The 25,708-nt window shown below is 69.4% G+C and carries 24 protein-coding genes; 10 read left to right on the forward strand and 14 right to left on the reverse strand.

Annotated elements, in window-relative coordinates; translation table 11 throughout:
• The 6 genes from VIR15_RS08635 to VIR15_RS08660 all read right to left on the reverse strand — a co-directional run.
• A partial coding sequence (locus VIR15_RS08635) for a vitamin B12-dependent ribonucleotide reductase (protein ID WP_331927067.1) occupies positions 1-1,928 on the reverse strand: 1,928 nt, incomplete at its 3' end.
• A 116-nt stretch (positions 1,929-2,044) separates the two neighbouring features.
• Entirely contained in the window at positions 2,045-2,542 is a 498-nt protein-coding gene (gene nrdR / locus VIR15_RS08640; RefSeq protein ID WP_331927068.1) for a transcriptional regulator NrdR, read from the reverse strand.
• A 301-nt stretch (positions 2,543-2,843) separates the two neighbouring features.
• Complete coding sequence (locus VIR15_RS08645) at positions 2,844-3,050, reverse strand: hypothetical protein (RefSeq protein WP_331927069.1); 207 nt, start codon at positions 3,048-3,050, stop codon at positions 2,844-2,846.
• Positions 3,051-3,080: 30 nt separating this feature from the next.
• Positions 3,081-4,748, reverse strand: coding sequence for an alpha/beta hydrolase (locus VIR15_RS08650; protein ID WP_331927070.1), 1,668 nt, complete (start codon positions 4,746-4,748; stop codon positions 3,081-3,083).
• Positions 4,748-5,056, reverse strand: coding sequence for a WXG100 family type VII secretion target (locus VIR15_RS08655; RefSeq protein WP_331927071.1), 309 nt, complete (start codon positions 5,054-5,056; stop codon positions 4,748-4,750). Before VIR15_RS08655 ends, VIR15_RS08650 begins: the two co-directional genes overlap by 1 nt.
• A 136-nt stretch (positions 5,057-5,192) precedes the next feature.
• The gene (locus VIR15_RS08660) at positions 5,193-5,486 is read right to left on the reverse strand and encodes a MerR family transcriptional regulator (protein WP_331927072.1); all 294 of its coding nucleotides are present in this window, start codon (positions 5,484-5,486) and stop codon (positions 5,193-5,195) included.
• Between the two features lie 243 nt (positions 5,487-5,729).
• Between VIR15_RS08660 and VIR15_RS08665 the strand changes: the two genes are divergently transcribed.
• The 3 genes from VIR15_RS08665 to VIR15_RS08675 all read left to right on the forward strand — a co-directional run bounded on the left by VIR15_RS08665 (position 5,730) and on the right by VIR15_RS08675 (position 7,609).
• Positions 5,730-6,161 (forward strand): Hsp20/alpha crystallin family protein, encoded by a 432-nt coding sequence (locus tag VIR15_RS08665; RefSeq protein WP_331927090.1) that lies wholly within the window; start codon positions 5,730-5,732, stop codon positions 6,159-6,161.
• 20 nt (positions 6,162-6,181) lie between these two features.
• Positions 6,182-6,529 (forward strand): hypothetical protein, encoded by a 348-nt coding sequence (locus VIR15_RS08670; protein ID WP_331927073.1) that lies wholly within the window; start codon positions 6,182-6,184, stop codon positions 6,527-6,529.
• 144 nt (positions 6,530-6,673) lie between these two features.
• Positions 6,674-7,609, forward strand: coding sequence for a DnaJ C-terminal domain-containing protein (locus tag VIR15_RS08675; protein WP_331927074.1), 936 nt, complete (start codon positions 6,674-6,676; stop codon positions 7,607-7,609).
• A 208-nt stretch (positions 7,610-7,817) separates the two neighbouring features.
• Here the strand turns inward: VIR15_RS08675 and VIR15_RS08680 are convergent, their stop codons facing one another.
• Positions 7,818-8,192, reverse strand: coding sequence for a LysM peptidoglycan-binding domain-containing protein (locus VIR15_RS08680; protein WP_331927075.1), 375 nt, complete (start codon positions 8,190-8,192; stop codon positions 7,818-7,820).
• Positions 8,193-8,435: 243 nt separating this feature from the next.
• Here VIR15_RS08680 and lexA point away from each other — a divergent pair, with 243 nt between their 5' ends.
• The 3 genes from lexA (at position 8,436) to VIR15_RS08695 (ending at position 10,771) form a co-directional block, all read left to right on the forward strand.
• On the forward strand, positions 8,436-9,170 hold the full coding sequence (gene lexA, locus VIR15_RS08685) for a transcriptional repressor LexA (protein WP_331927076.1): 735 nt from the start codon (positions 8,436-8,438) through the stop codon (positions 9,168-9,170).
• Between the two features lie 95 nt (positions 9,171-9,265).
• A complete protein-coding gene (locus VIR15_RS08690; protein ID WP_331927077.1) occupies positions 9,266-10,159 on the forward strand; it encodes a hypothetical protein in 894 nt (297 codons plus the stop codon).
• Positions 10,160-10,234: 75 nt separating this feature from the next.
• Positions 10,235-10,771 carry a flavodoxin domain-containing protein gene (locus VIR15_RS08695; protein ID WP_331927078.1) on the forward strand — a complete coding sequence of 179 codons (537 nt, stop codon included), beginning with the start codon at positions 10,235-10,237 and terminating at the stop codon, positions 10,769-10,771.
• 128 nt (positions 10,772-10,899) lie between these two features.
• Here the strand turns inward: VIR15_RS08695 and VIR15_RS08700 are convergent, their stop codons facing one another.
• Both VIR15_RS08700 and VIR15_RS08705 read right to left on the reverse strand, forming a co-directional pair.
• Positions 10,900-11,940, reverse strand: coding sequence for an aminoglycoside phosphotransferase family protein (locus VIR15_RS08700; RefSeq protein ID WP_331927079.1), 1,041 nt, complete (start codon positions 11,938-11,940; stop codon positions 10,900-10,902).
• The gene (locus VIR15_RS08705) at positions 11,930-12,844 is read right to left on the reverse strand and encodes a Sir2 family NAD-dependent protein deacetylase (protein ID WP_331927080.1); all 915 of its coding nucleotides are present in this window, start codon (positions 12,842-12,844) and stop codon (positions 11,930-11,932) included. Before VIR15_RS08705 ends, VIR15_RS08700 begins: the two co-directional genes overlap by 11 nt.
• Positions 12,845-12,902: 58 nt before the next feature.
• Here VIR15_RS08705 and VIR15_RS08710 point away from each other — a divergent pair, with 58 nt between their 5' ends.
• From VIR15_RS08710 to VIR15_RS08720, 3 genes are all read left to right on the forward strand, one after another.
• Positions 12,903-13,844 (forward strand): LysR family transcriptional regulator, encoded by a 942-nt coding sequence (locus VIR15_RS08710; RefSeq protein WP_331927081.1) that lies wholly within the window; start codon positions 12,903-12,905, stop codon positions 13,842-13,844.
• A 35-nt stretch (positions 13,845-13,879) separates the two neighbouring features.
• Positions 13,880-14,455: a peroxidase-related enzyme gene (locus VIR15_RS08715; protein ID WP_331927082.1), complete on the forward strand. Its 576-nt coding sequence runs from the start codon at positions 13,880-13,882 to the stop codon at positions 14,453-14,455.
• Positions 14,456-14,551: 96 nt separating this feature from the next.
• A complete protein-coding gene (locus VIR15_RS08720) occupies positions 14,552-16,087 on the forward strand; it encodes a gamma-glutamyltransferase (protein ID WP_331927083.1) in 1,536 nt (511 codons plus the stop codon).
• Positions 16,088-16,246: 159 nt separating this feature from the next.
• Here VIR15_RS08720 and VIR15_RS08725 read toward each other — a convergent pair whose 3' ends face one another.
• On the reverse strand, positions 16,247-18,691 hold the full coding sequence (locus tag VIR15_RS08725) for a ComEC/Rec2 family competence protein (RefSeq protein WP_331927084.1): 2,445 nt from the start codon (positions 18,689-18,691) through the stop codon (positions 16,247-16,249).
• Positions 18,688-19,641, reverse strand: coding sequence for a helix-hairpin-helix domain-containing protein (locus VIR15_RS08730; protein WP_331927085.1), 954 nt, complete (start codon positions 19,639-19,641; stop codon positions 18,688-18,690). Before VIR15_RS08730 ends, VIR15_RS08725 begins: the two co-directional genes overlap by 4 nt.
• A gap of 154 nt (positions 19,642-19,795) precedes the next feature.
• Here VIR15_RS08730 and purU point away from each other — a divergent pair, with 154 nt between their 5' ends.
• Positions 19,796-20,638, forward strand: a complete 843-nt coding sequence (gene purU / locus VIR15_RS08735; RefSeq protein ID WP_331927086.1) for a formyltetrahydrofolate deformylase — start codon at positions 19,796-19,798, stop codon at positions 20,636-20,638.
• Between the two features lie 187 nt (positions 20,639-20,825).
• Here the strand turns inward: purU and plsY are convergent, their stop codons facing one another.
• From plsY to leuS, 3 genes are all read right to left on the reverse strand, one after another.
• Positions 20,826-21,428: a glycerol-3-phosphate 1-O-acyltransferase PlsY gene (gene plsY / locus VIR15_RS08740; protein ID WP_331927087.1), complete on the reverse strand. Its 603-nt coding sequence runs from the start codon at positions 21,426-21,428 to the stop codon at positions 20,826-20,828.
• Positions 21,425-22,435: a DegV family protein gene (locus tag VIR15_RS08745; RefSeq protein ID WP_331927088.1), complete on the reverse strand. Its 1,011-nt coding sequence runs from the start codon at positions 22,433-22,435 to the stop codon at positions 21,425-21,427. The genes plsY and VIR15_RS08745 overlap by 4 nt, the downstream gene beginning before the upstream one ends.
• 68 nt (positions 22,436-22,503) lie before the next feature.
• The gene (gene leuS / locus VIR15_RS08750) at positions 22,504-25,440 is read right to left on the reverse strand and encodes a leucine--tRNA ligase (protein WP_331927089.1); all 2,937 of its coding nucleotides are present in this window, start codon (positions 25,438-25,440) and stop codon (positions 22,504-22,506) included.
• Positions 25,441-25,708: the final 268 nt, after the last annotated feature.

The following is a 25,708-nucleotide window of genomic DNA, read 5'->3' on the forward strand; positions in this document are numbered from 1 at the left end:
CGCACGTGGCCCATCGGCGAGATCGCCCGAGCGCCCATGGCAGTGTCGAAGACCTCGTAGTGCTCCGGCTTGAGACCCGGCGCGTCGATGACGTGGCCCTTGTCGGCGATGTACTCGACGATCGCCTCGATCGACTCCTCCTGGTAGCCGAGCTTCCTCAGCGCCCGCGGGATGGTCAGGTTGACGATCTGCATCGAGCCGCCGCCGACGAGCTTCTTGAACTTGACCAGCGAGAAGTCCGGCTCGATGCCGGTCGTGTCGCAGTCCATCATGAAGCCGATGGTGCCGGTCGGCGCGAGCAGGCTGGCCTGGGCGTTGCGGAAGCCGTTCTTCTCCCCCAGCTTGACGACCTGGTCCCACGCCTTCGTGGCGGCCTTGTGGATGTCGGAATCCATCGCGTCGAGCGTTCGGATGTCGTCGTTGGCAGCCTGGTGCTTACGCATGACCCGCTTGTGGGCCTCCGCGTTGCGGGCGTAGCCGGCGTACGGCCCCACCACAGCCGCGAGCTCGGCCGAACGCTTGTAGGCAGCACCCGTGAGCAGCGACGTGATCGCCGCGGCGAGCGAACGCCCGCCCTCGGAGTCGTAGCCGTGACCAGTCGCCATGAGCAGCGCGCCGAGGTTGGCATAGCCGATCCCGAGCTGGCGGTAGTCACGCGTCGTCTGGGTGATCGCCTCCGTCGGGAAGTCCGCGAAGCAGATCGAGATGTCCATCGCCGTGATGACGAGCTCCGTCACCTTCTCGAAGGTCACCGCGTCGAACGTGTCGTCGTCGCGAAGGAACTTGAGCAGGTTGAGCGACGCCAGGTTGCACGAGCTGTTGTCGAGCGACATGTACTCACTGCACGGGTTGGACGCCGTGATCCGGCCGGTCTCCGGGTTGGTGTGCCAGTCGTTGATCGTGTCGTCGTACTGCAGCCCCGGGTCGGCGCACTCCCACGCCGCCTGCGCGATCTTCTCGAACAGCTTCCGCGCATCGACCTTCTCGATGACCTCACCGGTCAGGCGAGCCCGCAGGCCGAACTCGCCGCCGTCTTCGACCGCGTTCATGAACTCGTCCGTCACGCGGATCGAGTTGTTCGCGTTTTGGTACTGGACCGAGACGATGTCCTTGCCGCCGAGGTCCATGTCGAAGCCGGCGTCACGCAGCGCGCGGATCTTGTCCTCCTCGCGCGCCTTCGTCTCGATGAACTCCTCGATGTCCGGGTGGTCAACGTCGAGGACGACCATCTTGGCCGCGCGACGGGTGGCGCCACCGGACTTGATCGTTCCCGCCGACGCGTCGGCGCCCCGCATGAACGACACCGGACCGGAGGCCGTGCCACCGGACGAGAGCAGCTCCTTGGATGAGCGGATCCGCGACAGGTTGAGGCCCGCACCGGAGCCACCCTGGAAGATCTTCCCCTCTTCCTTGTACCAGTTGAGGATCGAGTCCATCGAGTCGTCGACGGCGAGGATAAAGCACGCCGACACCTGCTGAGGCGACTTCGTCCCGACGTTGAACCACACCGGGGAGTTGAACGAGAAGACTTGGTGCAGAAGGGCATACGTCAGCTCGTGCTCGAAGATGTCGGCGTCCTCGTCAGAGCCGAAGTACCCGTGCTGCTTCCCCGCAGCCGTGTAGGTCAGCACCACGCGGTCGATGAGCTGCTTGAGGGACTTCTCGCGCACATCGGTGCCGAGCGCACCGCGGAAGTACTTCGTCGTGACGATCGTGCTCGCGTTGACCGACCAGAAGTCAGGGAACTCGACATCACGCTGCTCGAAAATCGTCTCGCCGGTCCTCCAGTTCTGCTGGACGACATCGCGGTGCTCCCAGGTCACCTCGTCGTAGGGGTGCACCCCGGGAGTGGTGTAGATGCGCTCGACCTTGACGCCCTTCTTGGCGCCACCTCGTGAACGCGAGCTGCGGTTTCCGATCTCCGTCATGCTGCGGCCTCCCTGACCGTGACAACGATCCCTGTCATGGACCGAATGTCCCTAGTGATGAGTCTTCTACAGAGCACCGACAGTGCTCCGGGTGTTGCGAGGGGGGTGGAGGGCGATTACCGCTTCGCGCCGATCTCGGGCCGAGCGGGAGGCTCCTGCCCGAGCGCGTCACGCTCGGCTCGAAGGACCGCGATGGCTCCTTCGAATTCCTCGAGCGTCTCCCAGGCCTGGTAGACGCTTGCGAACCTGAGGTAGGCGATCTCGTCGAGCTCCCGGAGCGGCGCCAGGACGGCCATGCCGACCTCGTGCGCCTCGATCTCCGCGCTCCCCTGCGCCCGGATGGTCTCTTCGACCCTCTGGGCGAGCAGGGCGAGGTCGTCCTCGGTGACCGGACGGCCCTGGCACGCCTTGCGTACCCCCGACAGGACCTTGGCCCGGCTGAACGGCTCCGACGCCCCCGACCGCTTGATGACGTTGAGGCTCGAGGTCTCGGTCGTCGTGAAGCGGCGGTTGCACTCGGGGCACTGACGTCGCCGGCGAATTGCGGTGCCGTCGTCCGTCGTCCGTGAGTCGATGACGCGCGAGTCCGTGTGCCGACAGAACGGGCAGTGCACCTGCGCTCACCTTCCTTCAACGCTGATTCCGTATGCCGCTGAGCTCGCTCTGGGGACAGAGCTGGGGACAGCGTGTGGATGGCTTGTGCGTAACGTGTGGCCCCTTGGGGACTACATGTGGACGACTTACAGCCATGTAACTACTAGATGTTGGGGTTATCGTAGGCACGTGACCCACGCGTTATCAAGCCAATACGGCATGTTCGGCGTGGCGTGTCGAGGCCCAGGCCGGTGACCTGCGCAAACGCCACACCAACCCCACCCGTCCCCAATCCCCCTCGAGTGCGCAGGAAGCGCAGCCTCAGTCGAGGTAGGACCACACGAGGATCATGACGATCGCCGGCACCGCGCCGAAGGCTGCCCAGCCGAGCGACCACTCGATCCTGGTGGCCAGATCGGGAGGTGTCGCCGTCGACCAGCCCATCAACAGCGACCCGAGCAGCCATCCCGACCCAACGACTGCCACCGCGGTTCCGGACACCAGGGGGCGGCCGTCCTCGTCCTTCATCTGCTTCTCCTCCAGCTCATTCGGATTCCTTTAGTGGTCAGGGCGGCAATCCCGGGCTGGGAACGACCCGACAGGGCTTCCGGCAAAGACCCGCTGGTCCGGTCGCCCAGCGGCGATGGCGGCCAGGTTGTGCTCGCTCGTCGTCCCGGCGTTGAGGTACGCGCTGTGCCAGGGCGACCCCATGAGGAACTCGTTGGTCGATCCCGGCTTGAGCCCGCAAGCGGCGGACAGGTTGGCGACTCCGGGAACGTCACGCGGATCTCGCGCGAACCACCCGGATGCGGCGATGACGTCGGTCGGGGAGGCGAGCACATTGAGCGCGCCGGGCTTGAGGCCTCCCTCCGCGAGCGAGTCCAGCGCCGTCCCCGGTGAACCGAACAACGCGACGTCGTCCATCCGCATCACGTGCTGCAACGCGAAGCCGGCCAAAACCGAGCCGTACGAGTGGGCCCACAGGGTCTGGTGCGGAGGCTCGTCGCGGCTGGCGGCGATGCCGTTCGTGAACGAGGCGAGCTCATCAGCCCACTCCGTGGCCAGGTCGTCCTTGAGCACCGACCTGCTGCCGAAGGCCCCATCCCGCCACTGCGGGGCGGGGTAGCCCATCCACTGCACGATCGCGACGTCGGCCCGGTCGCCCACCCCCCGGGTCTTGGTCCACGCCAGCGTGCGCACGCGGACGAACGTCTCGTCGTAGCGACGCAGGTCCAGGTGCGGGCTCGTCGAGAGTCCGCCGACATAGGTCGCGACGTGGCCCGCGCGGTCGATGTTCCCGACCGTCGTCACGGCCCGGACGACGGGCCCCGTGATGTCGACGAGCAGCAGGTGCCTCGTCACTCCATCCGATTTGCCCAGGACGGCGTCGATGGCGGCGATCGACTCCACCCGTTCCCACACCACGACGTCGGTAGCCCGCGCCCTCGGACCGATCTGTCGCAGCTGCTCCGCGGCCGCGACCCGCGCCCGAGCCAACAGCTTGAGGTTCGCCTGGTGACGGTCCCATGCCGGGATCCCGTCCCGCGGCCCCACCCACTCGGGATGGTGGCCGATCACCCACCGACGTTCTGCCACGGTCAGGCTCCGCCACCACGCTGCGTTGGCAAAGGCGCCATCCGCCTGCCCGCCCGCACCCTGGGGCGGCGGCGGCACGACGCCAAGGTCGTCGCCACCCGCCCGTGTGGCGAGCCGGTACGAGGCGGCACCAACAAGCGCACGATGGACCTCGACGTCGGTGGCCCCGGCCACCCGCTCCGCTTCGTCGAGGCAGCGCCGCACCTCATCCACCATCAGGGCGTCGAGCCTGCCCACGTGCGCGTCCATGATGGGGTCGCCGGAAGACCACCGATGCGGCACATGGACCAAACCGAGGTCATCGGTCCACGCACCCCGATCCGACGCCATGCGCTCGGCCCGACGCACCAGGGCCGCACAGGCCTCCATCCGGCCAGCCAGGCGACGCAGCGCTGCCGTCGTCGCAGCCAACCGGACCGCTACGTCAGCGAGCCCAGCGAGCACCCCCGCCTGACGTGCCGTCGCCGCGACCGCGGCGGGTCCGGTCCACGACTCCCCCGCCGCCCGAGCTCGCAGCACCGCGTCCGTGGCCGAGATGACGCGGCGCCGCTGCGCCTCGAGTCGCTGGGCTACCTCGAGCACGACGGACGGCTGGAACGCGCGGATGTGCCGGACCCCGATCTGCGGCATCAGGGCACCTCGCGCCGCAGCTGATGGTCCGACAGGGCCCGCCGAGCGATCTGCTCCACCGCTGCATACGACTGCCCCGCCGTCGCCAGCCCGTCCCCGACCTGCTCGAGCCCGAGCCGGACCCGGAGTAGGCGGTCACTCCACGCCGCCCCGAGCTCCCAGATCGCCGCTGCGGTCAGCCCTCCCGGGAATGCCGACGCCAACGGCGCCATCGCCCCGGGGACGTCGACGCCCGCTAGCGCCCCGACCGCCTCGCCGTACCGCGCCGAGTCGCGGCCGAGCACGTCGGGCTCCACACCAAATCTCATCTGCAGACTCCTCCCAGCCCCATCTCGACGAGGCTAGGAAGAACCCTCGATACGCCCTTCTGACTTCTCCACAGGTCTCGCAGGGCGACACAGGGCGCGGGGCCTTGCGGTGCTGACCTCGGCTGTGCGCTGGCGACTATCCGCGATCGGACTCGTGTTGGTCGAGTCGGTGGTGCAGGCGGTGGTTCTCGTCCTGCAGGTCGAGCACCATCGCGATGCCGGCCAGGTTCAGCCCGGCCTCGAGCAGGGCGTCAATGCGCTGCAGCCGGTACAGGTCGTCCTGGCTGTAGCGACGGGTGCCACCGGCGGTGCGCTCGGGTTCGAGCAGGCCACGCGACTCGTAGAGCCGCAGCCGTTGGACGCCCATGCCGACCAGCTGGGCAGCCACCGAGATCCCGTAGACGCCTTGGTCGGAGGGGATGCCGCTCATGGCGCGTCCTGCCCGGGGCCGAACAGCGGGACATCCCTGATGATCATCGCTGAGCGCCTCTCTTGACGTGGCTCTGGTGTGGAGCCGGTCCTCCTCGCGCCGGCCGGTCAGTCGTCATGGCCCGGTCTTCTGGGGTTGGCTTCTTGACTCATTATGGCGCCGGGGCTATAAGGAATCTATGGCCACTGCGATAGGTCAGTGGTGAAGGACAACACCAGAAGGGAGTGTTCGACGGTGGCTCAGTTGCTGATGCGTACCGATCCGTTCCGGGACCTCGATCGGCTGACCCAGCAGCTCTTCCGCGGCAACGGCTCCGTGGCCTACCCGGCGGCGATGCCGATGGACGCCTGGCGTGACGGGGACACCTTCGTGGTCGAGTTCGACCTGCCGGGCATCGCCCCGGAGGCGATCGAGCTGGACGTGGAGCGCAACGTGGTGACCGTGCGTGCCGAGCGCCCGGCGCGTAGCGAGGCCCAGGAGATGCTCGCCGCTGAGCGGGCACGGGGCACCTTCAGCCGGCAGCTCGTGCTGGGCGACAACCTGGACACCGAGCACATCGAGGCCAGCTACGACGCGGGTGTGCTCACGCTGCGGATACCGGTGGCCGAGCAGGCCAAGCCCCGCAAGATCGAGATCACCAGCGCCGGACAGGACCGGCAGGCCATCAAGGCCTGAGACCCGTTTCGGAGGTCGCCATGACCACGATCCGGCACACCTACGACGAGGGCCTGACCGACACCTTCGAGGAGCAGTTCCTCGATATGGTCTACTCCGACGAAGACTTGGTGCAGGCGGAGTTCGAGGCGATCATCGCCGCCGAATGGCCCACCCCGCCACCGGCCCGGCCCCCGCTCCGCCGCCCGGCCTTCAGGCCACCGACCCCGCCAGACCGGCACTGGAGACAGGCCAGGGTGGAGCGGCTGGCGACCAGGCCGCGGCATCCTGGCATCGGAGGGTGGGCACGGCAGCGCTCACCGCCTGACCCGACCCTCAACGCTGCAGCACAAGACCGATACGACGAGACAGTCCAGCTCCCCCGATGAGGAGGTGATGGAACAGCGGACACACCACCGGAGCGGCCGTTCGCCCCGACCCCGGCCAGCCCCCGACACCCCGACGCCGGTATGCCCAGGCCGGCCACCGGTGGCATCGAAACCCCAAACAGCCCTCGCGAGCGGGAGGAGCTGATGACCGCCGCCAGCCCCAACGAGCGCCCAAGCCGCGACCTGTACCAGGTCCTCGGCGTCACACCGAGCGCCAACAGCGCCGAGATCACCCTGGCCTACCGGCGGCTGGCCCGGCGCTACCACCCGGACGTCGACACCACCCCAGGGGCAACGCACCGGTTCGCCGAGATCACCCACGCCTATCGCGTGCTGTCCGACCCGGGCGCCCGGGCTCGCTACGACGCCACTCGGGCGCCGCGCCGGACCCGAACCCCCACCGCTTCGCATCACGGACCATGGTCGCCGTGGACCGCCAGCCGGACGAACCCCGGCCGCACCCGGCGCGAGGCGATCTGGCTCGGCGGCCCCAGCCTCGCAAACGCCTTCCATCTCGGCTTCGACCTGCCCAGCCGCTCGGTCGAGAACGAGGAGGCCGAGCTCGAGCTCACCATCGAGGAGAGCTACCACGGCACGACCCGGACGGTCACCGTGACCAGCCACGACCGCACCGAGAGCGTCCACGTCGACATCCCACCCGGCGTGATCGACGGCGACCGCATCGAGGTCAAAACCACACACCTTCCCGGCGGCCGCGACACCCCGGCCGTATTCCTGCGCGTCCGGCTCGCTCCCCACGAGCGCTATGAGCTCGGTGGCCGCGACCTGCACGTCCGCCTGCCGCTGTCGCCCTGGGAGGCGGCCCTCGGCTCCACCATCGCGTTCGAGACTCCGGCAGGACCGATCGATCTAGACGTCCCAGCCGGCACCTGTACCGGCCATGAGCTCACCTTGCCCGGCTGCGGCCTGCCGAACCCCGCCGGACCAGCGGGACACCTTTACGTCCACGCCCACATCGACGTGCCCGCCAAACTGACACAGCTGGAACGAGACCTCTTCCGCCGGCTCGCCAGGACCTCCACCTTCAACCCACGAACAACGACAGCATCTCAGCCCTGACGGCAACGGCAGGGACGTCTGGTCTGCCAAGCAGAAACGCCGCACCACGGTCACTCACGTGACCGAGGTGCGGCGCCCTGGGTGCATCCGGCGGGGTCGAAGCGCCGGCACACCAGCCGCTGAAGGTGGAGCCAACGCGGCCGATCGGGAACTCAGCGTGCGGCTGGGAACGAGCTGAGCGGCATACGACTGATTGGTTGCGCTGGTGTCACCGATCAGGGATCACGAGAGTCTGGCCCGCGTGCACCTGCGAGGTGGACAGGTTGTTGGCGAGCTGGAGCTCCACGATGCCGGCTGTGATCGGCAGCTGCGGCAGCTCCCGGGCCGCGATCTCCGACAGCGTCTGGCCGCCCCCGACCGTGACGGAGCGCGTCGGTCCTGCCGCCGACGCGAGCTGGCCGGCGAAGGCCAGCACGAGCGCCGACAGCATCACCGCGACGAGGAGAGCCACCACCAGCCGCCCCCGACGCGTCAGGCGATACGTCGGCTCGGGCTCCGGCGCCGGTTGAGGCACGAGCACGAGCCGTGGCCGGGTGGCCGGTGTCGGCCGGGTGGAGGGAAACTCCAGAACCTGTGCACCCATGATGTCCTCCTTCGCACGAACGCCTGTTCGATAGAACGCCTGTACGATTTTCTAGCACGACGCCCCGACAATGTCGAGAGACACGTCGAACAAATGTTTGGCATCTGTGTTCGAAACCAATAGGCTTCACCCACAACAGACACACCACCAGTCACCACCGACAGTGGCGTCTGTGACAGCCTGAGACGAGTCGCCAGCAAGCACCGACCGAGCACCAGAGCGAGCACAACGAAGGGGATCATCATGGGCGTGACCGAGCTTCCCGACCGCCCCAAGGGAGACGGCCTGACCGTTCGCCAGCGGCGCGTGCTCGAGGTGATCCGCAACTCGGTCGACCGACGCGGCTACCCGCCGAGCATGCGTGAGATCGGTGACGCCGTCGGCCTCGCCAGCCCGTCGAGCGTCTCCCACCAGCTCAATGCCCTCGTCGCCAAGGGCTACCTGCGACGCGATCCCAACCGCCCCCGCGCCATCGAGATCGTCTCCCCCGACGCACCGGCCGATGCGACCGGATACCGCGGCCGTGGCGGCAGTGTGGCGGGCTTCGACGTCGACACCGCGCAGCAGCAGGACACCGAGACCGACTCGGGCGACGCCAGGCCGGCGGCCGCCTACGTGCCGCTCCTGGGCCAGATCGCTGCAGGCGTGCCGATCATCGCCGAGGAGGTCGTCGAGGACGTCTTCCCACTGCCGAAGCAGATCGTCGGCGAGGGCAACCTCTTCCTCCTCAAGGTCGTCGGCGACTCGATGATCGAGGCGGCGATCTGTGACGGCGACTGGGTCGTCGTCCGCCAGCAGCCGACGGCTGACAACGGCGACATCGTCGCGGCGCTCCTCGACAACGAGGCGACGGTGAAGACCTTCAAGCGCAAGGACGGCCACGTCTGGCTCATGCCGCACAACTCTGACTTCTCCCCCATCGACGGCGACCACGCGACCGTCCTCGGCAAGGTCACCGCAGTCCTCCGTCGCGTGTGACACACAAGAGCGGCCGTATGCCGCTGAGCTGGGTTCGGCGCTCCTGCTGAGTTTTGTTGGGCATCAGTCGCGTTCGTGCGACACACTTCGTTGGCATGACGAAGATCGCGCGACGGAAGACCGACCCGGAGCTCGGGCGGGACGTGCTGTACACCTACCGCTACCTACGGGCCGGCATGATCGCGCTCCTCCTCATGCTGCTGTTCGCGGTGGCCTACGAGGGCATCGCCGACGGTGGTTGCTTCCTGGGGTCGATCAGTGCGTACTACTTCACGCCGGCGCGCACCGTTTTCGTCGGCGCGCTGTTTGCCCTTGGAGCGCTGCTCATCGTGCACAATGCACGATCCGCCGAGGAGGACGTCTTGCTCGACTTCTCCGGTTTCATGGCGTTCGTCGTGGCCATGGTGCCCACGGTCCCCGACGGCGCGTGCGGTCCGACTCCCACGCTGACCACCCTCGAGGTGGCCAACGCGGTGCGCAACAACATCTGGACACTCATCGTCGTGGCGGTGCTGGCAGCCATCGTGCGTTACGTCCTGGCGCGCCGCGGCGAACTGGTGATCTCGGCCACTCCCGGCTCGCGGATCGCCTCCATCGTGTGCGGCGTCGTCCTCGTCGTCGAGCTTGGCTTCTTCCTCTGGAAGCGTGACTCGTTCATCCACCTGAGCCACGGCATCGCCGCAGCCACGATGGTCGCCGGGGTGATCGCGGTGATGGTGCTCAACGCGCTGTACCAGCCGTCCACCGAACGAGGTGTGAAGTTCCGGCGCAGCTACTACGCGCTGGCCGTCCTGCTCGGTGTGGCCCTCGCCGGGACGGTGGCGCTGCACCTGGCCATCGAGGGTTTCGCCCACATCATCCTCGTCGCCGAGGTCGTCATCATCGTGCTTTTCGGCGCCTTCTGGGTCGTGCAGACGGTCGAGGTGTGGCCTACCGAGCTCGACGAGATGCGCGACCAGGTGCAGTCGGTGGAGGTGCCCGGTCGTTGAGTTCCGGGACTTACGCCCCTATGACCATGCTGCCTCGGGTGGTGCCATGGCGCTGAGGACGAGGAAGGAGCTCCCATGAACATTCTCGTTGCCTACGCCACCCGGCACGGCTCAACCGTGGGCATCGCCGAACGCATCGCGGCAACGCTGACCGAGGCCGGCCTCCCCGCCGAGGCGCGACCGGTCGGAGAGATCGACAGCGTCGACCAGTACGACGCAGTCATCATCGGCGGAGCCGCGTACATGTACCACTGGCTCAAGGACGCAACGTCCTTCGCGAAGCACCACCGAAAGGAGCTGCGAGAGCGTCCCGTCTGGCTGTTCAGCAGCGGACCACTCGGAACGGACCTCGTGGACAAGGAAGGGCGCGACGTCCTCAGGACCAGCCGGCCCAAGGAGTTCGACGAGCTGACCGACCTCCTGCAGACGCGCGGCGAGCAGGTCTTCTTCGGCGCCTGGGACCCGGACGCACCACCGATCGGTTTGACCGAACGGATGATGCAGCACCTGCCCGGAGCCAAGGACGCCATGCCGGCGGGTGACTTCCGCGACTGGGCATCCATCGACGCCTGGGCGACGCAGATCGCGGCGGGGCTCAAGGCCCGCGTCTGACTGAACGCACGGCGCGGGCCCACGTCCGAGGGCCAACCAACCGGAACCAGCCGAGTTCGCGAGCGTGTTCAGGCCGGCAAGTGGCTGGTCTTCCGGTTGGTTGACCCATCGCCCACCCGGGGCATCACTCAGGCGAGGATTGGCTGCATCCGCAGCGAGCCGAGCCACCACGCGCCGGCATCGCCGTACTCGGCCAGCTCCTCATCGGTGAGCGTCGCGCAGACCCGCAGCCAGGACTCAGCCCGCCCCAACCGGCCGAGCTGCAGCGCAGCCGGAAGCGCCGACCGCAGCTCCGCGACCGACACGAGGTCATCCCACACCTCCAGCCCGGCATCGGCCACCTTGCGGAGCCGTGCGTCATCGCTCGGCGCCTCAAAGCGGTGCGCCAGAACGTTGAGCGGGATCATCAGGGCGCTCAGCGGGTGGGCGAGCACCGCGTCGCCGAAGTCGAAGAAGCGCAGCCGACCGTCGGGTGTGGCGAAGACGTTGTTGGCGTGAAGGTCGTTGTGCACCAATGCCTCCGGCAGGCCGAGGACCACCAGCCGCTCGACCCATTCCATCACCGTCGGTCCCAGCGCCTTGAGCGCGGACGCGTCATCGTCGGAGAGCCGCCGCGGGTCACCGTCCGGCAGCCCGTTCAGCTGCTCCGTGCGAACGGCCACGTAGTCGGCGGCCTCCGCGGTACGCATGGTCGTGATGCCGGCGGCAACGAGGCGGTCCGCGGCCCCGGCGAGGTCCCGCTGGAGGGACATGGCGTGCGCCACGACGCGGCACCACGCGTCCACATCGTCGGGAGCGATGGTCTCGGCGAGCACCCGCCCCTGGTCAGGGACGAGGTGAAGGCCTCGGTCAGCGTCGATCCCGACGACCGGGATGACCCTGTCCGGAGACAGCTCGTCGAGAACCTGGAGGAGCCGGGCCTCGAACTTCTGGTGCTCACAGTTCTGCTTGGCCCAGTAGTCGACGCCGTCGCTCCCTCGAGCTCGCCACACCGTGGACCACGGCCGCAGGTGCACCTGCTCGAGCGCCACGACATCGACGCCCAGCCGCCCAAGCACCTCGGAGACCCAGTCGCGTAGCTCCGCCTCGAAGGCTGTCGACGCCCAGTGGACCGAGGGCCCGGGCCCCGACGCCGGAAGGGCCGAGTACCAGTGGAGGTCAGTCCCCATGTCCAAGTGCCGCTCCCAACGCGTCCAGAGTCGCCCCGAGCGGGGCGTGCAACCGGACCGTCGCCTCCGCGTCTCCCCGGGTCGCGGACCGCGTCACGATGGCCACCGGCACCCCGATCCGGGCCGCGTGCCGGACGAAGCGATAGCCACTCATGACCGCCAGCGAGGATCCGAGCACCAAGACTGCCCCAGCCTCGTCCACCAGGCCAAAGCATTTCTGCACGAGGGCTTTCGGGACGGATTCACCGAAGAACACGACGTCCGGCTTCACCGTGTCACGCCCGCAGACGAGGCACAGCGGCGGGAAGAAGGACTCGACGAGGGAGTCGGCCACGACGATGTCGCCGTCCGGCCGGACCTGCTCCCCCCACTGCGAGCCGACCGCCGCAGCCTCGGCCGCGAACCGCTCCATGAAGCCGGGATTCGCCTCGGTCATGCGAACGTGCAGGCCCTCGCGCGAAGTCACCTCGCCACACGTCAGGCACACCGCCCGGTCGAGCGAACCGTGCAGCTCAACGACGTCCCGGGCACCGGCGGCCTGGTGCAGCCCGTCGACGTTCTGGGTGATGATCGGCCCCACGTAGCCGTGCCGCTGCAGCTCGGCGACGCGCTCATGGGCGGAATTGGGCTGGGCCGCGGTGAACCGCTGCCAGCCGATGTAGCTGCGCGCCCAGTAGCGCCGGCGTGCCTCCGACGACCCGGTGAACTCGCCGAGCGTCATCGGCTCGACGCGACGCGTCCCGTCAGGCCCGCGGTAGTCGGGAATCCCCGAGTCCGTCGACATGCCCGCACCACTCAACACGAGGACCCCGCCACCGCTGACGAGGTCGACGAGATCGTCCAGCGTCCCGAGGTCCTCCGTCACGAGCGGCAGGGCCCGGGTCGTCGCAAGCTTCACGGACACAGCCTACGTCCCATGCGGAGAAAGCCTCAAAACCATAATCCTGAGTTATGCTTGCGCCATGATCGACGCAGCAGGTCTACGGGTGATGAAGGCAATCGCCGACGAGGGCAGCTTCACCGGCGCCGCCAACGCCCTCGGCTTCTCCCAGCCAGCGATCTCACAGATGGTCCGGCGCCTCGAGCAGCGCACTGGCACCGTGCTCGTCGAGCGCTACGGTCGCCAGGTCCGCCTCACAGAGGCCGGCCAAGTGCTCGCGCGCCACGCGGTCGGCGTGCTCGCCGCCCTCGACGCAGCCGAGGAGGAGATCACCGCGATCGCCGGGCTGCGCGCCGGCCGGGTGCGCCTGCAGGCCTTCCCCAGCTCGAGCGCGACCCTCGTCCCCAAGGCGCTCGCCATCCTCAAGCAGCGCCACCCGGACATCACCGTCACCCTGACCGAGGCTGAGCCGCCCGAGTCGCTCGCCGCCCTGCGCAACGGCGACTGCGACGTCGCGGTGGCCTTCGCCTACGAGGGCGCCGATCTCGGCGAGCTCGAGGAGGACCTGACCCTCCTCGAGACCCAGCGCCTGCTCGACGACGAGGTCCGGGTCGTCGTCCCGAAGCACCACCCCCTGGCGGGCCGCGAGAGCGTCTCGATGTCCGACTTCGCCGACGAGGAGTGGATCGCCGGGTGTCCGCGCTGTCGGGGCCACCTCGTCTCCCTCGCGCACCACGAAGGGTTCCGGCCCAACGTGGCCTTCGAGATCGAGGACTACGTCGCCCAGATCGGCCTCGTCACCGCCGGCCTCGGCGTCGCTCTCGTGCCCGACCTCATCCTCAACGCGGCAAAGCACGAGGAAGTCGTGACGCTCTCGCTCACGCCGCCCTCCCGGCGCCAGATCCTCGCGGTGACGACGTCCGACCTGCAGCGTGTCCCGGCCGTCTCCGCCGCGCTGCGGGCGCTCGGCGAGGCAGCCGGCGCCCCCGTCGACGTACTCAACCCCGCGCTCGCCCCGGCCTGACAACCGAAGCAAGGTCAGCGGCATACAGTGCCGTCATGGCTGACGACGCGCGCATCTCCTTCCTCCCCGTCCCCACTGCCGACGACGTCCCGGAGGGCGTCGGCAAGCTGTGGGCCAAGGCCGAGGAGGCGTTCGGCTTCGTGCCCAACGTCTTCAAGGCGCAGGCGGTCAACGGGGACCAGTTCCTCGCGTGGTGGAACTACTTCAACCTGCTCGTCAACAAGGACGGACACCTGAGCAACGCGGATCGCGAGCTGCTCGCCGTCGTCGTCTCGAACGTCAACCGGTGCAACTACTGCGTCATCTCCCACACCGCGGCGCTGCGCACCTACACGGAGGACGAGCGGACGGCGGACAACGTCGCCGTCAACTGGCGTCAGGCCCACCTGCCGGAGCGCGAGGCCACGATGGCGGCGTACGCCGAGAAGCTCACCCTCCACCCTGCCGACGTCGTCGAGGCGGATCTCGAGCCGCTGCGCGCGGTCGGGCTCGACGACCACCAGATCATGGAGCTTGTCCAGGTCGTCGGCATGTTCAACCTCACCAACCGGGTCTCCACGGCACTCGGCTTCGTGCCCAATGCTGAGTACCACTCACTGGGACGTTCCTGACCTTGGCCGTATGCCGCTGAGCTCGCTCCCGCTTGTCCCTGCCGTTGGGCGCGTCGAACGCCCACGGGCACACGCAGGCTTCGGCACAATGAGGCAATGACCAAGGTCGCCGTCGCGGCAGCGAACTCCGCCGCGCTCGAGGCCGGGCTCGAGGTGGCCGCCGAAGGCGGCAACGCGGTCGATGCAGCCGTTGCGGCATCCATCGCCGCCATGTGCACCGACCCGGGCATGGTCAGCATCATGAGCGGGGCCTACGTCAACATCTGGCCGGTGGACGGGGACCCCGTCGTCATCGACGGGAACGTCGAGATGCCCGGTCGAGGTCTGGACCCGGGCCGGTTCGGCCAGGGCCTGCGCTGGGTCACGACGCAGTACGGCGGCGGCATCACCCTCGGGGTCGGCGCCGGCTCCGTCGCGAATTCCGGTGCTGTGCATGCCCTTTCGCGAGCCAGTGAATTGTTCGGCCGGATCCCGTGGTCGCGGGTCGTCGAGCCGTCGGAGCGCTCGTGTCGTGACGGGTACGCGGTGGGGGCGGCTGCTGCGCTGTATCTGGGGATCGTCCGCGAGAGCCTCTTCGGCGACGACCCCGAGGCCCACGCCATCGTCACCGGTCCCGAGGGCCACGCCCTGCGGAACGGTGAGGTGGTGACGAACAGCGACCTCGCGGACATCCTCGAGCTGCTCGGGGCCCAGGGGCCGTCGCTCTTCACCTCGGGGGCGGTGGGTCGAGTCCTCGTGGACCAGATGGAGGAGCACGGCGGCCTCATCACTCGCGAGGACCTGCTGGCGTACGAGCCGCTGGAGCGTCGGCCGACGATGCGCCGGCTCGGCGACTGGACGGTGGCGCTCAACCCACCGCCCTCGGTGGGGGGCCCGATGCTCGCCGTGATGCTCGGCGAGCTGGCTGCGCGATCGCCCGGCTGGTCATGGGCGGACGTCATCGAGATCCAGAAGCGGGTCCTGGCGTACCGCCTGTCGGTGCACGACCGCTCGCCCGACCTCCTCGCCGACGGCCATGCGCTGCTCGAGTCGGTCGACCGGCACGGCCTGGCCGGGCTGCCGACGTCGGCGTCGACCTCGCACGTGTCGGCGGTGGACTCGGAGGGCGGCGCCTGCTCCATCACGATGTCCGCCGGCTACGGCGCGGGCATCGTCATCCCCGGCACCGGCATCATGCTCAACAACGCCCTGGGCGAGCCCGAGCTGAACCGGCTCGGCCTGCACGCACTGGCGCCGGGCACGCGGCTGGCCTCCAACATGGCGCCCACGACTGCTCGGAACGACGCCGGGGGCTGCATCGCCGCAGGTTCGCCGGGCGCGGACCGGATCACGACAGCGCTCATGCAGGTCCTGGGCCAGGCGCTCCTGCGCGGCGTCGACCTGGCCGAGGCGATCGAGGCGCCCCGTCTGCATGTGCGCTTCGGTGAGGACGGCACGCCGGTCGTCGAGCACGAGCCGGACCCATCGATCGCCGCGGCGGTCGTATCGAGTGGCCTGCCGGGGAGCGAGTACCCGTCCAAGCACATGTACTTCGGCGGGGTCGGCGCCGCCCAGTTCGAGGGTGGTCGAGTGCACGCCGCGGCCGATTCGCGCCGCGAAGCGGCCGTCGGCACCGCCTCCTCCTCCCCCTGATCGAGTGAACAACATCCGGGGTCATCCGACCCAGCTGCCACGATCGAGTGAACAACTTCTGGGAAGTGAGCACCCCGAAAGTTGTTCATTCGATTGGGAGTTGGGGTGGGGGAACCCCGAATCTTGTTCACTCGATTGGAGGGCACTCTGCGTAGATCTTTATCGGCGGGTGTGAATTGTGAGGCCGCCATCCGGGTCGACGACGACCGCGATGTCGCCCTCGAGGTCGGTCCGATGGACGGTGAAGCCCCGACTCTCGAGGGCGTGGAGCAGCGAGGGCGCCGGGTGCCCGTAGTCGTTGTCCTCGCCGACGCTGATGATGGCCACCTGCCCCGAGATGAGATCGAGGAGCCGGTCGTCCCGGTTGCTCGACCCGTGGTGGGCCACCTTGAACACGTCCACCTCCCCCCAGCGCTCCGGCTCCGCCTGCGCGGCCCTGATCACCTGCGCCGCGGCTTCCCGCTCGATGTCGCCGGAGAGCAGGAGGTCGACGCCGCGCACGCGCACGGTCATGACCACCGAACCGTTGTTGGGGACCGAGCCCTCGCTGAGCTGGCGGGCCGGCCACCACACCTCAGCGGTCATGCCTCCCACCTGGATGACGTCACCAGCGCGCAGCTCGCGCACCGGGACGCCCGCGGCTGAAGCCAGCTCCCTGACCTGGTCCGCCATGGGCTCCGGCTCCACGACGGTCGAGACCCTCGTCTCGGCAACCGTCCGACCCTTGAGCACTCCCGCCAGACCGGCCACGTGGTCAGCGTGGAAGTGGCTGAGGACGACGAGGTCGACCACCTCGATCCCCAGTCGGCCGAGGCAGCCGTCGATGAGCGCAGGGTCCCCTCCCGCGTCGACGACGACGCCGTGTCCCGTCCCGGCCCCGATGCCGCTGTTGATGACGAGGCCGTCACCCTGGCCGACGTCGCACGCGACGAAGACCCAGCCAGGCGGTGGCCACGACGCCACGCTGGTCGGTGTCGCCGCGGCACTCACCACGAGGACGACGGCCACCCCGAGGAGGGGACGGAGCCGGACCCGGCGCCAGACCCAGGGCCAGACCAGGATGACGACTGCGGTGACGACGGCGAGCAACACCGCGGCGACAGCGGAGTCGCCCCAGTCGATGCCGCCGAAGGGCGCCTCGGCACACGTCCTCGCGACCCAGGCGATGCCCTGTGCGGGAATGCCCGCGAGCCAGGCCAGCCATGACGCACCACCGACCCAGACGAGCGACAGGACGGCCACGGCGACGCCGACGATCGTCGTGGGTGCCACAAGCGGTGCGGCAAGCAGGTTGGCCGGGACGGCGATGAGCGACACGCTGCCCTGGAGCGGGACCACGATCGGCCCGCAGACCGCCTGCGCGGCAAGGGGCACCGCGAGGACCGGTCCGAACCAGGCGAGCCGCTTGGGCAGTCCGCGGGCGATGGCCCGCCCCCACGGCTGTGCGAAGAGCAGCAGGCCCAGGGTGGCGACACTCGACAGGGCGAAGCCGTACGACCGCGCCAGCCACGGGTCCCAGACGAGGAGGGCGATGATCGCCCCCGACAGCGCCGGCACACCCGCCTGACGCCGTGAGGTGGACAGGGCCAGCAACCCGACGGCCCCCATCACTCCCGCCCGGATGACGCTCGGCTCCGGTCTGGCCAGGATGACGAACCCGACGAGCACGCCGAGGGCGACCCAGGGCCGGCCACGCCGACGGACTCCCAGGAGCTGGCAGAGGCCGAGCACGGTCGCCAGGACGAGGGTCACGTTGCTCCCCGAGACGGCGCTGAGATGGCTCAGCCCCGTGTCGAGCATCGCCTCGGTGAGGTCCGGTGGCGTCCGGCTCGTGTCCCCGATGACGAGGGCCGGCACCAGCCCGCGAGCGTCCGGGGTCAGACCCGCCGTCGCGGCCCGGAAGTCACCCCGCACGGAGTCCGCCGCCCGGAATACCACCCCGGGCCGCCCGATGACCGTCGGCTCGCCTTTGGGTCGGGCCAGTGCCACGACGTCGTCGCCCGGATCCGCGACGGACAGGCGCACGACCGCCTCGACCTCCTCGTGCCAGCTCCGCTCTGCCCAGGACCGGTCCCCGGTGACCAGGATCGGCGCGCTCACCTCGGTGACCCGTCCGCGGCCCTCCACCTCCCTGACGTCCATCCGAACCACGACGAGGGGGTCGCGCGTCGGTTCCTCGTGCGGGGTTGTTGCGTCTGCGGCGCCTGCCTCCAGCGGTCCGCCGACGACGACCGGCTCCGTGGCGATCACCCCGCGCACGGTGGCCACGGCGCGTGCCTCCGCGAGCTCGGCCAGTGGGCCGACGGCCCGTACCGTCCGGTGGCCCGCCACCGCGAGCAGGGTCAGAGCGAGCACGGCCAGGGTCAGCGCGAGCAACCTCCGGCTGGTTAGCCGGGGCCGACGCAGCACCAGCAGGCCCGAACCCAGGCCGGAGACCAGCGCGGAGGACCATACCCACAACGTCGGCACGACGAGACCGACGAACGCCACGACTGGCCAGGCGACGACGACCGGGACGAGGAGCCGGGCGTCGAGCCGCCTGGGTACCGGGACAACCTCGTCCGGTCCGTTCGCCCGGAGGGTCCTCGCGGGCGTCCGGCTCACACCGTCACTTTCGGACGGAGCTGGCTCAGCAGCTTGTCGCCGATCCCGCTGACCTCGCCCAGCTCCTCGACCGAGGTGAACCGGCCATGCTCGGTGCGCCAGTCGACGATCCGCTGCGCCAGGACCGGCCCGACCCCCGGCAGCGAGTCGAGCGCGTTGAGGTCGGCGGTGTTGAGGTTCACCGAGCCGGTCGCCGATCCCCCCACCGACCCCGATCCGTCCCCCACAGTCGATCCACCCGGCACCTGCGGCCCCGCGACAGCAGGCGGCTGCTCCCCCGGCTTCGGCACGAAGACCTGTTCTCCATCGACCAGGGCCCGGGCGAGGTTCATCGCCGTCAGGTCGGCCGCTCGGGTCGCGCCTCCGGCCGACTCGATCGCGTCCGCGACACGGGCACCCGCCTTGAGCCGGACCAGTCCCGGCTTGGCCACCTGTCCGACGACATGCACGACGAGCACGGTCTGCGGCGCCGCGCCCGCAGTGGTCGCGGGGGCGGACCTCGACACGACCTCCGGCGTGGCCGGCCCATCTGGCCCGGGCGTCGCCGGTTCCCCAGCCACCCGCGCCACCCCGGCTCCCTCGGCAGCGCGCTCGGCCCACAGGATCCGCAGCACGAACGCACAGCCCAAGGCGACGACGAGCGCGAGCACGGCCACGACGGCGCTGCTGCTCACCGACACGCGCCCCGTCCGGAGCGACGCCGGGACCGACACGAACGACGGCCGCCGGGCGCGCCGCAGCTGATCGGCCAGGTCGGCCGAGCGGGGTCCCAGGTCGACGAGCTCCAGGACGTCGGGCTCCGGCGGCCGAGGCTCCTCCACCACGCCCGGCGGCGCCGGCACCCAGCCGCCACGCTCTCCAGCGGACGCGCCCTCGTCCACCACACGCCCGCCGAGGACCTGCACCACACGCTCGAGGTCAGGGCTCTTGGGGACTCGGCTCAGCGGCATACGGGAAAGGTAGGAAGCCAGCCACCCTGCCAGCCGCGCCGGTCGCGCAACTGTGGACGACCACCCGCGACCGCGACCGGATGTGGACGGTCACTCCCCGAGACGGTGCCACCCCGATTGGGAGCCGACCCGCGGGCTGAGCAACAATCCTCGGATGGCCCGGCACATCATGACCCTCACCTGCGACGACCGTCCCGGCATCGTGGCCGCCGTCTCAGCCGCACTCCTCGACGTCAACGCGAACATCCTGGAGAACCAGCAGTACTCCGACGAGGACACCAACCTGTTCTTCATGCGGACCGTCTTCGACGCCGACGCGGCCGACGTGGGGTCCGTGCTCGACGCCATCGACGCCTCCCCCGCCGTGAAACACCAGCACCTCGCCGTGCGGCCGGCCGAGGAACGCTGCCGGACGCTCATCCTCGTCAGCAAGTTCGACCACTGCCTCCTCGACCTGCTCTACCGGTGGAAGTCCGGCGACCTGCCGATCGACATCGTCGGCGTCGTCTCGAACCACGAGGACACCCGCGGCCTCGTCGAGTACTACGGCCTGCCGTTCCTGCACATCCCGGTCACGGAGGACACCAAGGCCGACGCCGAGGCGCAGCTGCTCAAGATCGTCGAGGTCGAGGGCGTCGGGCTCGTCGTCCTCGCCCGCTACATGCAGATCCTGTCGGACTCGCTGTGCAAGGCGCTCGCTGGCCGAGCGATCAACATCCACCACTCGTTCCTGCCCGGTTTCAAGGGCGCCAAGCCCTACCACCAGGCCCACGACCGAGGGGTGAAGCTGATCGGGGCGTCGGCCCACTACGTCACAGCAGACCTCGACGAGGGACCGATCATCGAGCAGGACGTCGTGCGCGTCACCCACGCCGAGACGCCGCAGCGGCTCGTCGCGATCGGCCGCGACGTCGAGCGGCGCGTGCTGTCCCGTGCGGTGCGCGACCACGCCGAGAGCCGGGTCTTCCTCTCGGGTCGCCGCACGATCGTCTTCTGAGCGTGTGAGCTCCGACCCCCGTGGAGGGGTCCGATCCTTCACGTTCAGGGACAACCATTGAAGCCGTATGCCGCTGGGCTCGCTTCCGCGCGCCCGCCTCGGCTGCGTGAATGATCACCCACGCTGGGAGGTGGGCGAGCTTTCACGGATCGCGGCTGGGGCGGATGGCGCTCGCGCGGATGGCGGGTCAGCGGAGGCGGCGCTGGCGCCACCAGCCGATGACGTTGTTCCGGTGCCGCCAGAGCACGATCAGGGCGATGCCGATGAGCCAGAGGCCGGTCCAGAGGTCCCCCGGCGCCCGGCCGACCAGCACGAGGACCGCCATGACGATCATCGCTAGCGCACCGAAGATCGAGCCCGCGGCCACCCACCGGGTCACCATCACGGCCACCGCGAAGACGCCGACCGCGACGAGCGCCACCCAGGGGTGAACGCCAAGGATCGCCCCCAGGGTGGTGGCCACCCCCTTGCCACCGCGGCCCCGGAGGAAGGGCGACCATACGTGGCCGAGGATCGCGGCCAGACCAACGGCGTAGGCGGCATGTGCGCCGAACCACTGCCCCGCGAGGAAGGTCGGGACGAGCCCCTTGAGGACGTCGAGAACCAGGACGATAACGCCCCACTTGCGGCCGAGGACGCGGCCGGCGTTGGTGGCGCCCGGGTTCCCCGACCCGGAGGCGGCCAGATCCTTGCCGAGCATCCGGGCGATGATCGTCGCGGGGTTGACGGACCCGAGGAGGAAGGCGCCCAGCACTCCTCCCACCCAGGCCACGACGGTGCCGGCGTTCACGGCCCTGGGGACGTAGCCGATGCAGGGAGTGGCTCACCCGGACGCGGCGAGATCGCGATGGCCACGGTGCCCGGCCCGACATGCGCCCCGACGACCGCCCCGAGCTCGACGACGAGCACCTCCGGTGACCCGGGCAGGCGGCCCTGCAAGCGCGCCGCGATCTGCTCGGCCCGCGCTGCGGCGTCGAGGTGGTGGACGGCCAGGTCGACCCTCTGGCCGCCCTTGGTGACGTAGTCGAGCACCATGGCCTCGATGCGGGCCACGGCCCGGGACGAGGTCCGGACCTTCTCGACGGGCATGATCCGCCCGCCGCGAACCGCCAGGATCGGTTTGATCGCGAGGGCCGACCCGAGCAGCGCCGAGGCGGCCCCGATGCGCCCCCCGCGCCTCAGGTGCTCCAGGGTGTCGACGTAGAAGAGGACGCCCGATGGGCCGAGCCGCTCCCGGATCGCCTCGGTGACCGCATCGAGCTCGCCACCGGCAGCGGCGACCTCCGCTCCCGCGACGACCGAGAAGCCCATCGCCATGCCGATGGTCTCGCTGTCGATCACCTCGACCGGCACCGGCGCCTCGGTGGCTGCCAGGGCGGCCGCCTCGTAGGTCCCGGACATCTGGCTCGACAGGTGCACCGAGACGATGTGCGTCGCGCCCTCGTCCACCAGCCGGGCATAGACCTCGGCGAACATGGCCGGGCTCGGGCGCGAGGTCGTGACGATGGTGTACTCACGCAGCGCCGCGGCGACCTCCGCTGCGCCGATGTCCCGACCCTCGACGAGCTCCTGCCCGCCGACGACGACATGGAGCGGGATCACCTCGATGCGGTGCTGCTCGACGAAGGACTCCGGCAGGTACGCCGTCGAGTCGGTGACCACGCGCACGTCGACACGCGGGCCCGCGGCCTCCTGCTTCACCAGCTCCGTCGCGCGGGTCCTGCGCCAACGCCGCAGCCGCTCGCCCAGCCGGTCATTGAGCCGGTCATGGAGCCGGTCATTGGACTTGTCACCCAACGGCGCACCCCCGGCGGTCACCCTGGGCACCCGGCGAGCTCAGCGGCATACGGCATGGTGGTCGTGCCTCAGGCCGGGACGACGTTGACGAGCTTGGGCGCCCGCACGATGACCGTGCGGACTCCATCCACGGTGGCCGCCTTGACCTTGTCCCGCGCGAGCACCAGCCCGCGCAGCTCGTCCTCCGAGATGTCGGGAGCCACCTCGATGCGATCGCGCACCTTGCCCTTGATCTGGATGACGCAGGTGACCTGCTCCTCAACGATCTTCGTGGGGTCGCTCACCGGGAACGGCACGTACGAGATGCCGCCGGTGTGGCCGAGCCTGGCCCACAGCTCCTCCGCGATGTGCGGCGCGACCGGCGCGATCATGAGGACGAGCGCCTCCATGACCTCCCGCGGCGGCACCTCGAGCTTGGTGACCGCGTTGTTCAGCTCGATGAGCTTGGCGATGGCCGTGTTGAAGCGCAGCCCCTCGTAGTCCTCGCGGACCCCCGCAATCGTCTGGTGCAGCTGGGTGGTCAGCGCCTGGTCCGGCTTCACGCCGTCAACGCGCAGCTCGCCGGTCACCTCGTCGATAACGTTGCGCCACACGCGCTGCAGGAACCGCTGCGACCCGACGACCGCGCGCGTCTCCCACGGCTTGGACACCTCGAGCGGCCCCATCGACATCTCGTAGACGCGGAAGGTGTCCGCGCCGAAGCTGTCGTACATGTCGTCCGGGCTGACCATGTTCTTCAGGGACTTGCCGATCTTGCCGTACTCGCGGTTGACGAGCTGGCCGTCCCAGACGTAGGTCGGCTGGCCGTCCTTGCCCGGCTCCTCGATGACGTCGGCCGCCGGGACGTACTGACCACGCGAGTCGGTGTACGCGTAGGCCTGGATGTAGCCCTGTGCGAAGTACGTGCGGAACGGCTCCTCGCTCTGCACGTGGCCGAGATCGAAGAGGACCTTGTGCCAGAACCGGGCGTAGAGCAGGTGGAGCACCGCGTGTTCGACACCGCCGACGTAGAGGTCGACGCCGCCCGGGTCCCGTGTGCCGTCCGGCGCACCCTCGACGGGAGTCGGCTGCTTGGCCAGCCAGTACGCCTCGTTCGCCGGGTCGACGAACGCCTCGTGGTTTGCCGGGTCGAGGTAGCGGAAGTAGTACCAGCACGACCCGGCCCAGTTGGGCATGGTGTTCGTCTCGCGGCGGAAGCTGCGCCGACCCCGGCCGTCGCCCAGATCGAGCTCGATATTGACCCACTCCGGGACGCGCGACAAGGGCGGCTCCGGGCTGCTCTGCGCGTCGTCCGGGGCGAACGTCTTGGGGCTGTAGTCCGGCACGTCCGGCAGGGTCAGGGGCAGCTGGTCCTCCGGCACCGGGTAGCTGACGCCGTCCTCGTCGAACATGATCGGGAACGGCTCGCCCCAGTAGCGCTGGCGGCTGAAGAGCCAGTCGCGGATCCGGTAGTTGACGGTGCCCTCGCCGAGGCCCTTGTCCTGGAGGTGCTCGATGATGCGCGCCTTGGCGTCGGCGATGTGCAGGCCGTTGAGCGAGACCTCGTCGTTCGCGGAGTTGATCGCGACGCCCTCGCCGGTGAAGGCCTCGTTGTCCGGATGGCCCTCGGCCGGCTGCACCGTCCGGATGATGGGCAGCGAGAACTTCTCGGCGAACTCCCAGTCACGCACGTCCTGTCCGGGGACGGCCATGATCGCGCCGGTGCCGTAGCCCATCAGGACATAGTCGGCGACGAACACGGGGATGGCCTCTCCGGTCAGGGGGTTGGTCGCCCAGGTGCCCGTGAAGACACCGGTCTTGTCCTTGCCCTCGGTCTGCCGCTCGACGTCTCCCTTGCGCGAGGCTGCGAGCTGGTAGGCATCGATCGCCGCGCGCGGGGTCGCCGAGGCGGCCGCGTCGTTCCCCTTCCAGTCGTCGTGCGTGCCTTGCGGCCAGCCGCCTTCGGGGACAAGGGAGTCGACGAGGGGGTGCTCTGGCGCAATGACCATGAAGGTCGCACCGAAGAGCGTGTCAGGACGTGTCGTGAAGACCTCGATGTCGGCCTGGTCGCCGGCGACGGTATCGACGGGGAAGCGCACGCGCGCACCCTGCGAGCGCCCGATCCAGTTGCGCTGCATGAGCTTGACGTTCTCGGGCCAGTGGACGCGGTCAAGGTCGTCGGCGAGCCGGTCGGCGTACGCGGTGATCCGCATCATCCACTGGGACAGGTTGCGGCGGAAGACCGGGAAGTTGCCGCGCTCGGACCGTCCCTCGTTGGTGACCTCCTCGTTGGACAGGACCGTGCCGAGACCGGGGCACCAGTTGACCGGCGCCTCCGACTGGTAGGCGAGGCGGAACGCGTCGAGGGCCTTGGCCTGCTCGGTCGCCGTCAGCTCGGCCCAGGGCCGACCGTCGTCGGTGCGGACGGCCCGCCGACCGGACTCGAACTCCTCGACGAGCTCACTGATCGGGCGGGCCTTCCCTCGGCCACCGTCCTCGCGCACGGCATCCTCGTCGTACCAGGCATCCCAGATCTGCAGGAAGATCCACTGGGTCCAGCGGTAGTAGTCCTCGTCGATCGTCGCGAAGGCGCGCCGGTTGTCGAAGCCCAGCCCCAGCCGCCGCAGCTGGCGCCTCATGACGGTCATGTTCTCCTCGGTGGTCTTCCGAGGGTGCTGGCCGGTCTGCACGGCGTACTGTTCCGCGGGCAGGCCGAAGGCGTCGTAGCCGAGCGCGTGCAGGACGTTGCGTCCGAGCATCCGGTGGAAGCGGGAGTAGACGTCGGTCGCGATGTAGCCAAGCGGGTGCCCGACGTGCAGGCCCGCGCCGCTCGGATAGGGGAACATGTCGAGGACGACGAGCTTCTCGCCGCGCTCGGCGACCGCCTCGGGATCGGCCCACGGCCCTGCGGGGTTGGGCGCGTTGAACGTGCCCTCCTCCTCCCACCGGTCCTGCCAGGCGACTTCGATGTCCCCAGCCATGGCGGCGGTGTAGCGGAACGGCGTCTCGTTGGTCTGCTCGCTCATGTCTTCTCTCTCATCACGTCGTGGGTGGTCGTGCGCCCTGGGTGCTTCAGACAAGAAAAAACCCCTCGCACAGGAGGGGGAGCCGCGTTGATGCCGGGATGCTCCCGGCTTTGGTCAACGCGGCTGCGGAAGGAGCAGCAGACCAGCCATGGGCCCAAGGTTAGCGCAGGTCCCAGCGCGGCTGGGTGGGTGAGGCGTGGCGAGACCCCAGCCCAGCGGCATTCGGCTGCCGTATGCCGCTGGGCTGGGTTGCGCGGGTCGCACCCGT

It is taken from the genome of Intrasporangium sp. (assembly GCF_036566125.1).
In the GTDB taxonomy this organism is placed as follows: Bacteria; Actinomycetota; Actinomycetes; order Actinomycetales; family Dermatophilaceae; genus Intrasporangium.

Bases quoted from the DNA above. Each gene is read 5' to 3' on its own strand.
- VIR15_RS08645 (WP_331927069.1), bottom strand. From the start codon at position 3,050: ATGAAGGACGAGGACGGCCGCCCCCTGGTGTCCGGAACCGCGGTGGCA.
- VIR15_RS08650 (WP_331927070.1), bottom strand. From the start codon at position 4,748: ATGCCGCAGATCGGGGTCCGGCACATCCGCGCGTTCCAGCCGTCCGTC.
- VIR15_RS08655 (WP_331927071.1), bottom strand. From the start codon at position 5,056: ATGAGATTTGGTGTGGAGCCCGACGTGCTCGGCCGCGACTCGGCGCGG.
- VIR15_RS08660 (WP_331927072.1), bottom strand. From the start codon at position 5,486: ATGAGCGGCATCCCCTCCGACCAAGGCGTCTACGGGATCTCGGTGGCT.
- VIR15_RS08670 (WP_331927073.1), top strand. From the start codon at position 6,182: ATGACCACGATCCGGCACACCTACGACGAGGGCCTGACCGACACCTTC.
- VIR15_RS08675 (WP_331927074.1), top strand. From the start codon at position 6,674: ATGACCGCCGCCAGCCCCAACGAGCGCCCAAGCCGCGACCTGTACCAG.
- VIR15_RS08680 (WP_331927075.1), bottom strand. From the start codon at position 8,192: ATGGGTGCACAGGTTCTGGAGTTTCCCTCCACCCGGCCGACACCGGCC.
- lexA (WP_331927076.1), top strand. From the start codon at position 8,436: ATGGGCGTGACCGAGCTTCCCGACCGCCCCAAGGGAGACGGCCTGACC.
- VIR15_RS08690 (WP_331927077.1), top strand. From the start codon at position 9,266: ATGACGAAGATCGCGCGACGGAAGACCGACCCGGAGCTCGGGCGGGAC.
- VIR15_RS08695 (WP_331927078.1), top strand. From the start codon at position 10,235: ATGAACATTCTCGTTGCCTACGCCACCCGGCACGGCTCAACCGTGGGC.
- VIR15_RS08700 (WP_331927079.1), bottom strand. From the start codon at position 11,940: ATGGGGACTGACCTCCACTGGTACTCGGCCCTTCCGGCGTCGGGGCCC.
- VIR15_RS08710 (WP_331927081.1), top strand. From the start codon at position 12,903: ATGATCGACGCAGCAGGTCTACGGGTGATGAAGGCAATCGCCGACGAG.
- VIR15_RS08715 (WP_331927082.1), top strand. From the start codon at position 13,880: ATGGCTGACGACGCGCGCATCTCCTTCCTCCCCGTCCCCACTGCCGAC.
- VIR15_RS08720 (WP_331927083.1), top strand. From the start codon at position 14,552: ATGACCAAGGTCGCCGTCGCGGCAGCGAACTCCGCCGCGCTCGAGGCC.
- VIR15_RS08730 (WP_331927085.1), bottom strand. From the start codon at position 19,641: ATGCCGCTGAGCCGAGTCCCCAAGAGCCCTGACCTCGAGCGTGTGGTG.
- purU (WP_331927086.1), top strand. From the start codon at position 19,796: ATGGCCCGGCACATCATGACCCTCACCTGCGACGACCGTCCCGGCATC.
- leuS (WP_331927089.1), bottom strand. From the start codon at position 25,440: ATGAGCGAGCAGACCAACGAGACGCCGTTCCGCTACACCGCCGCCATG.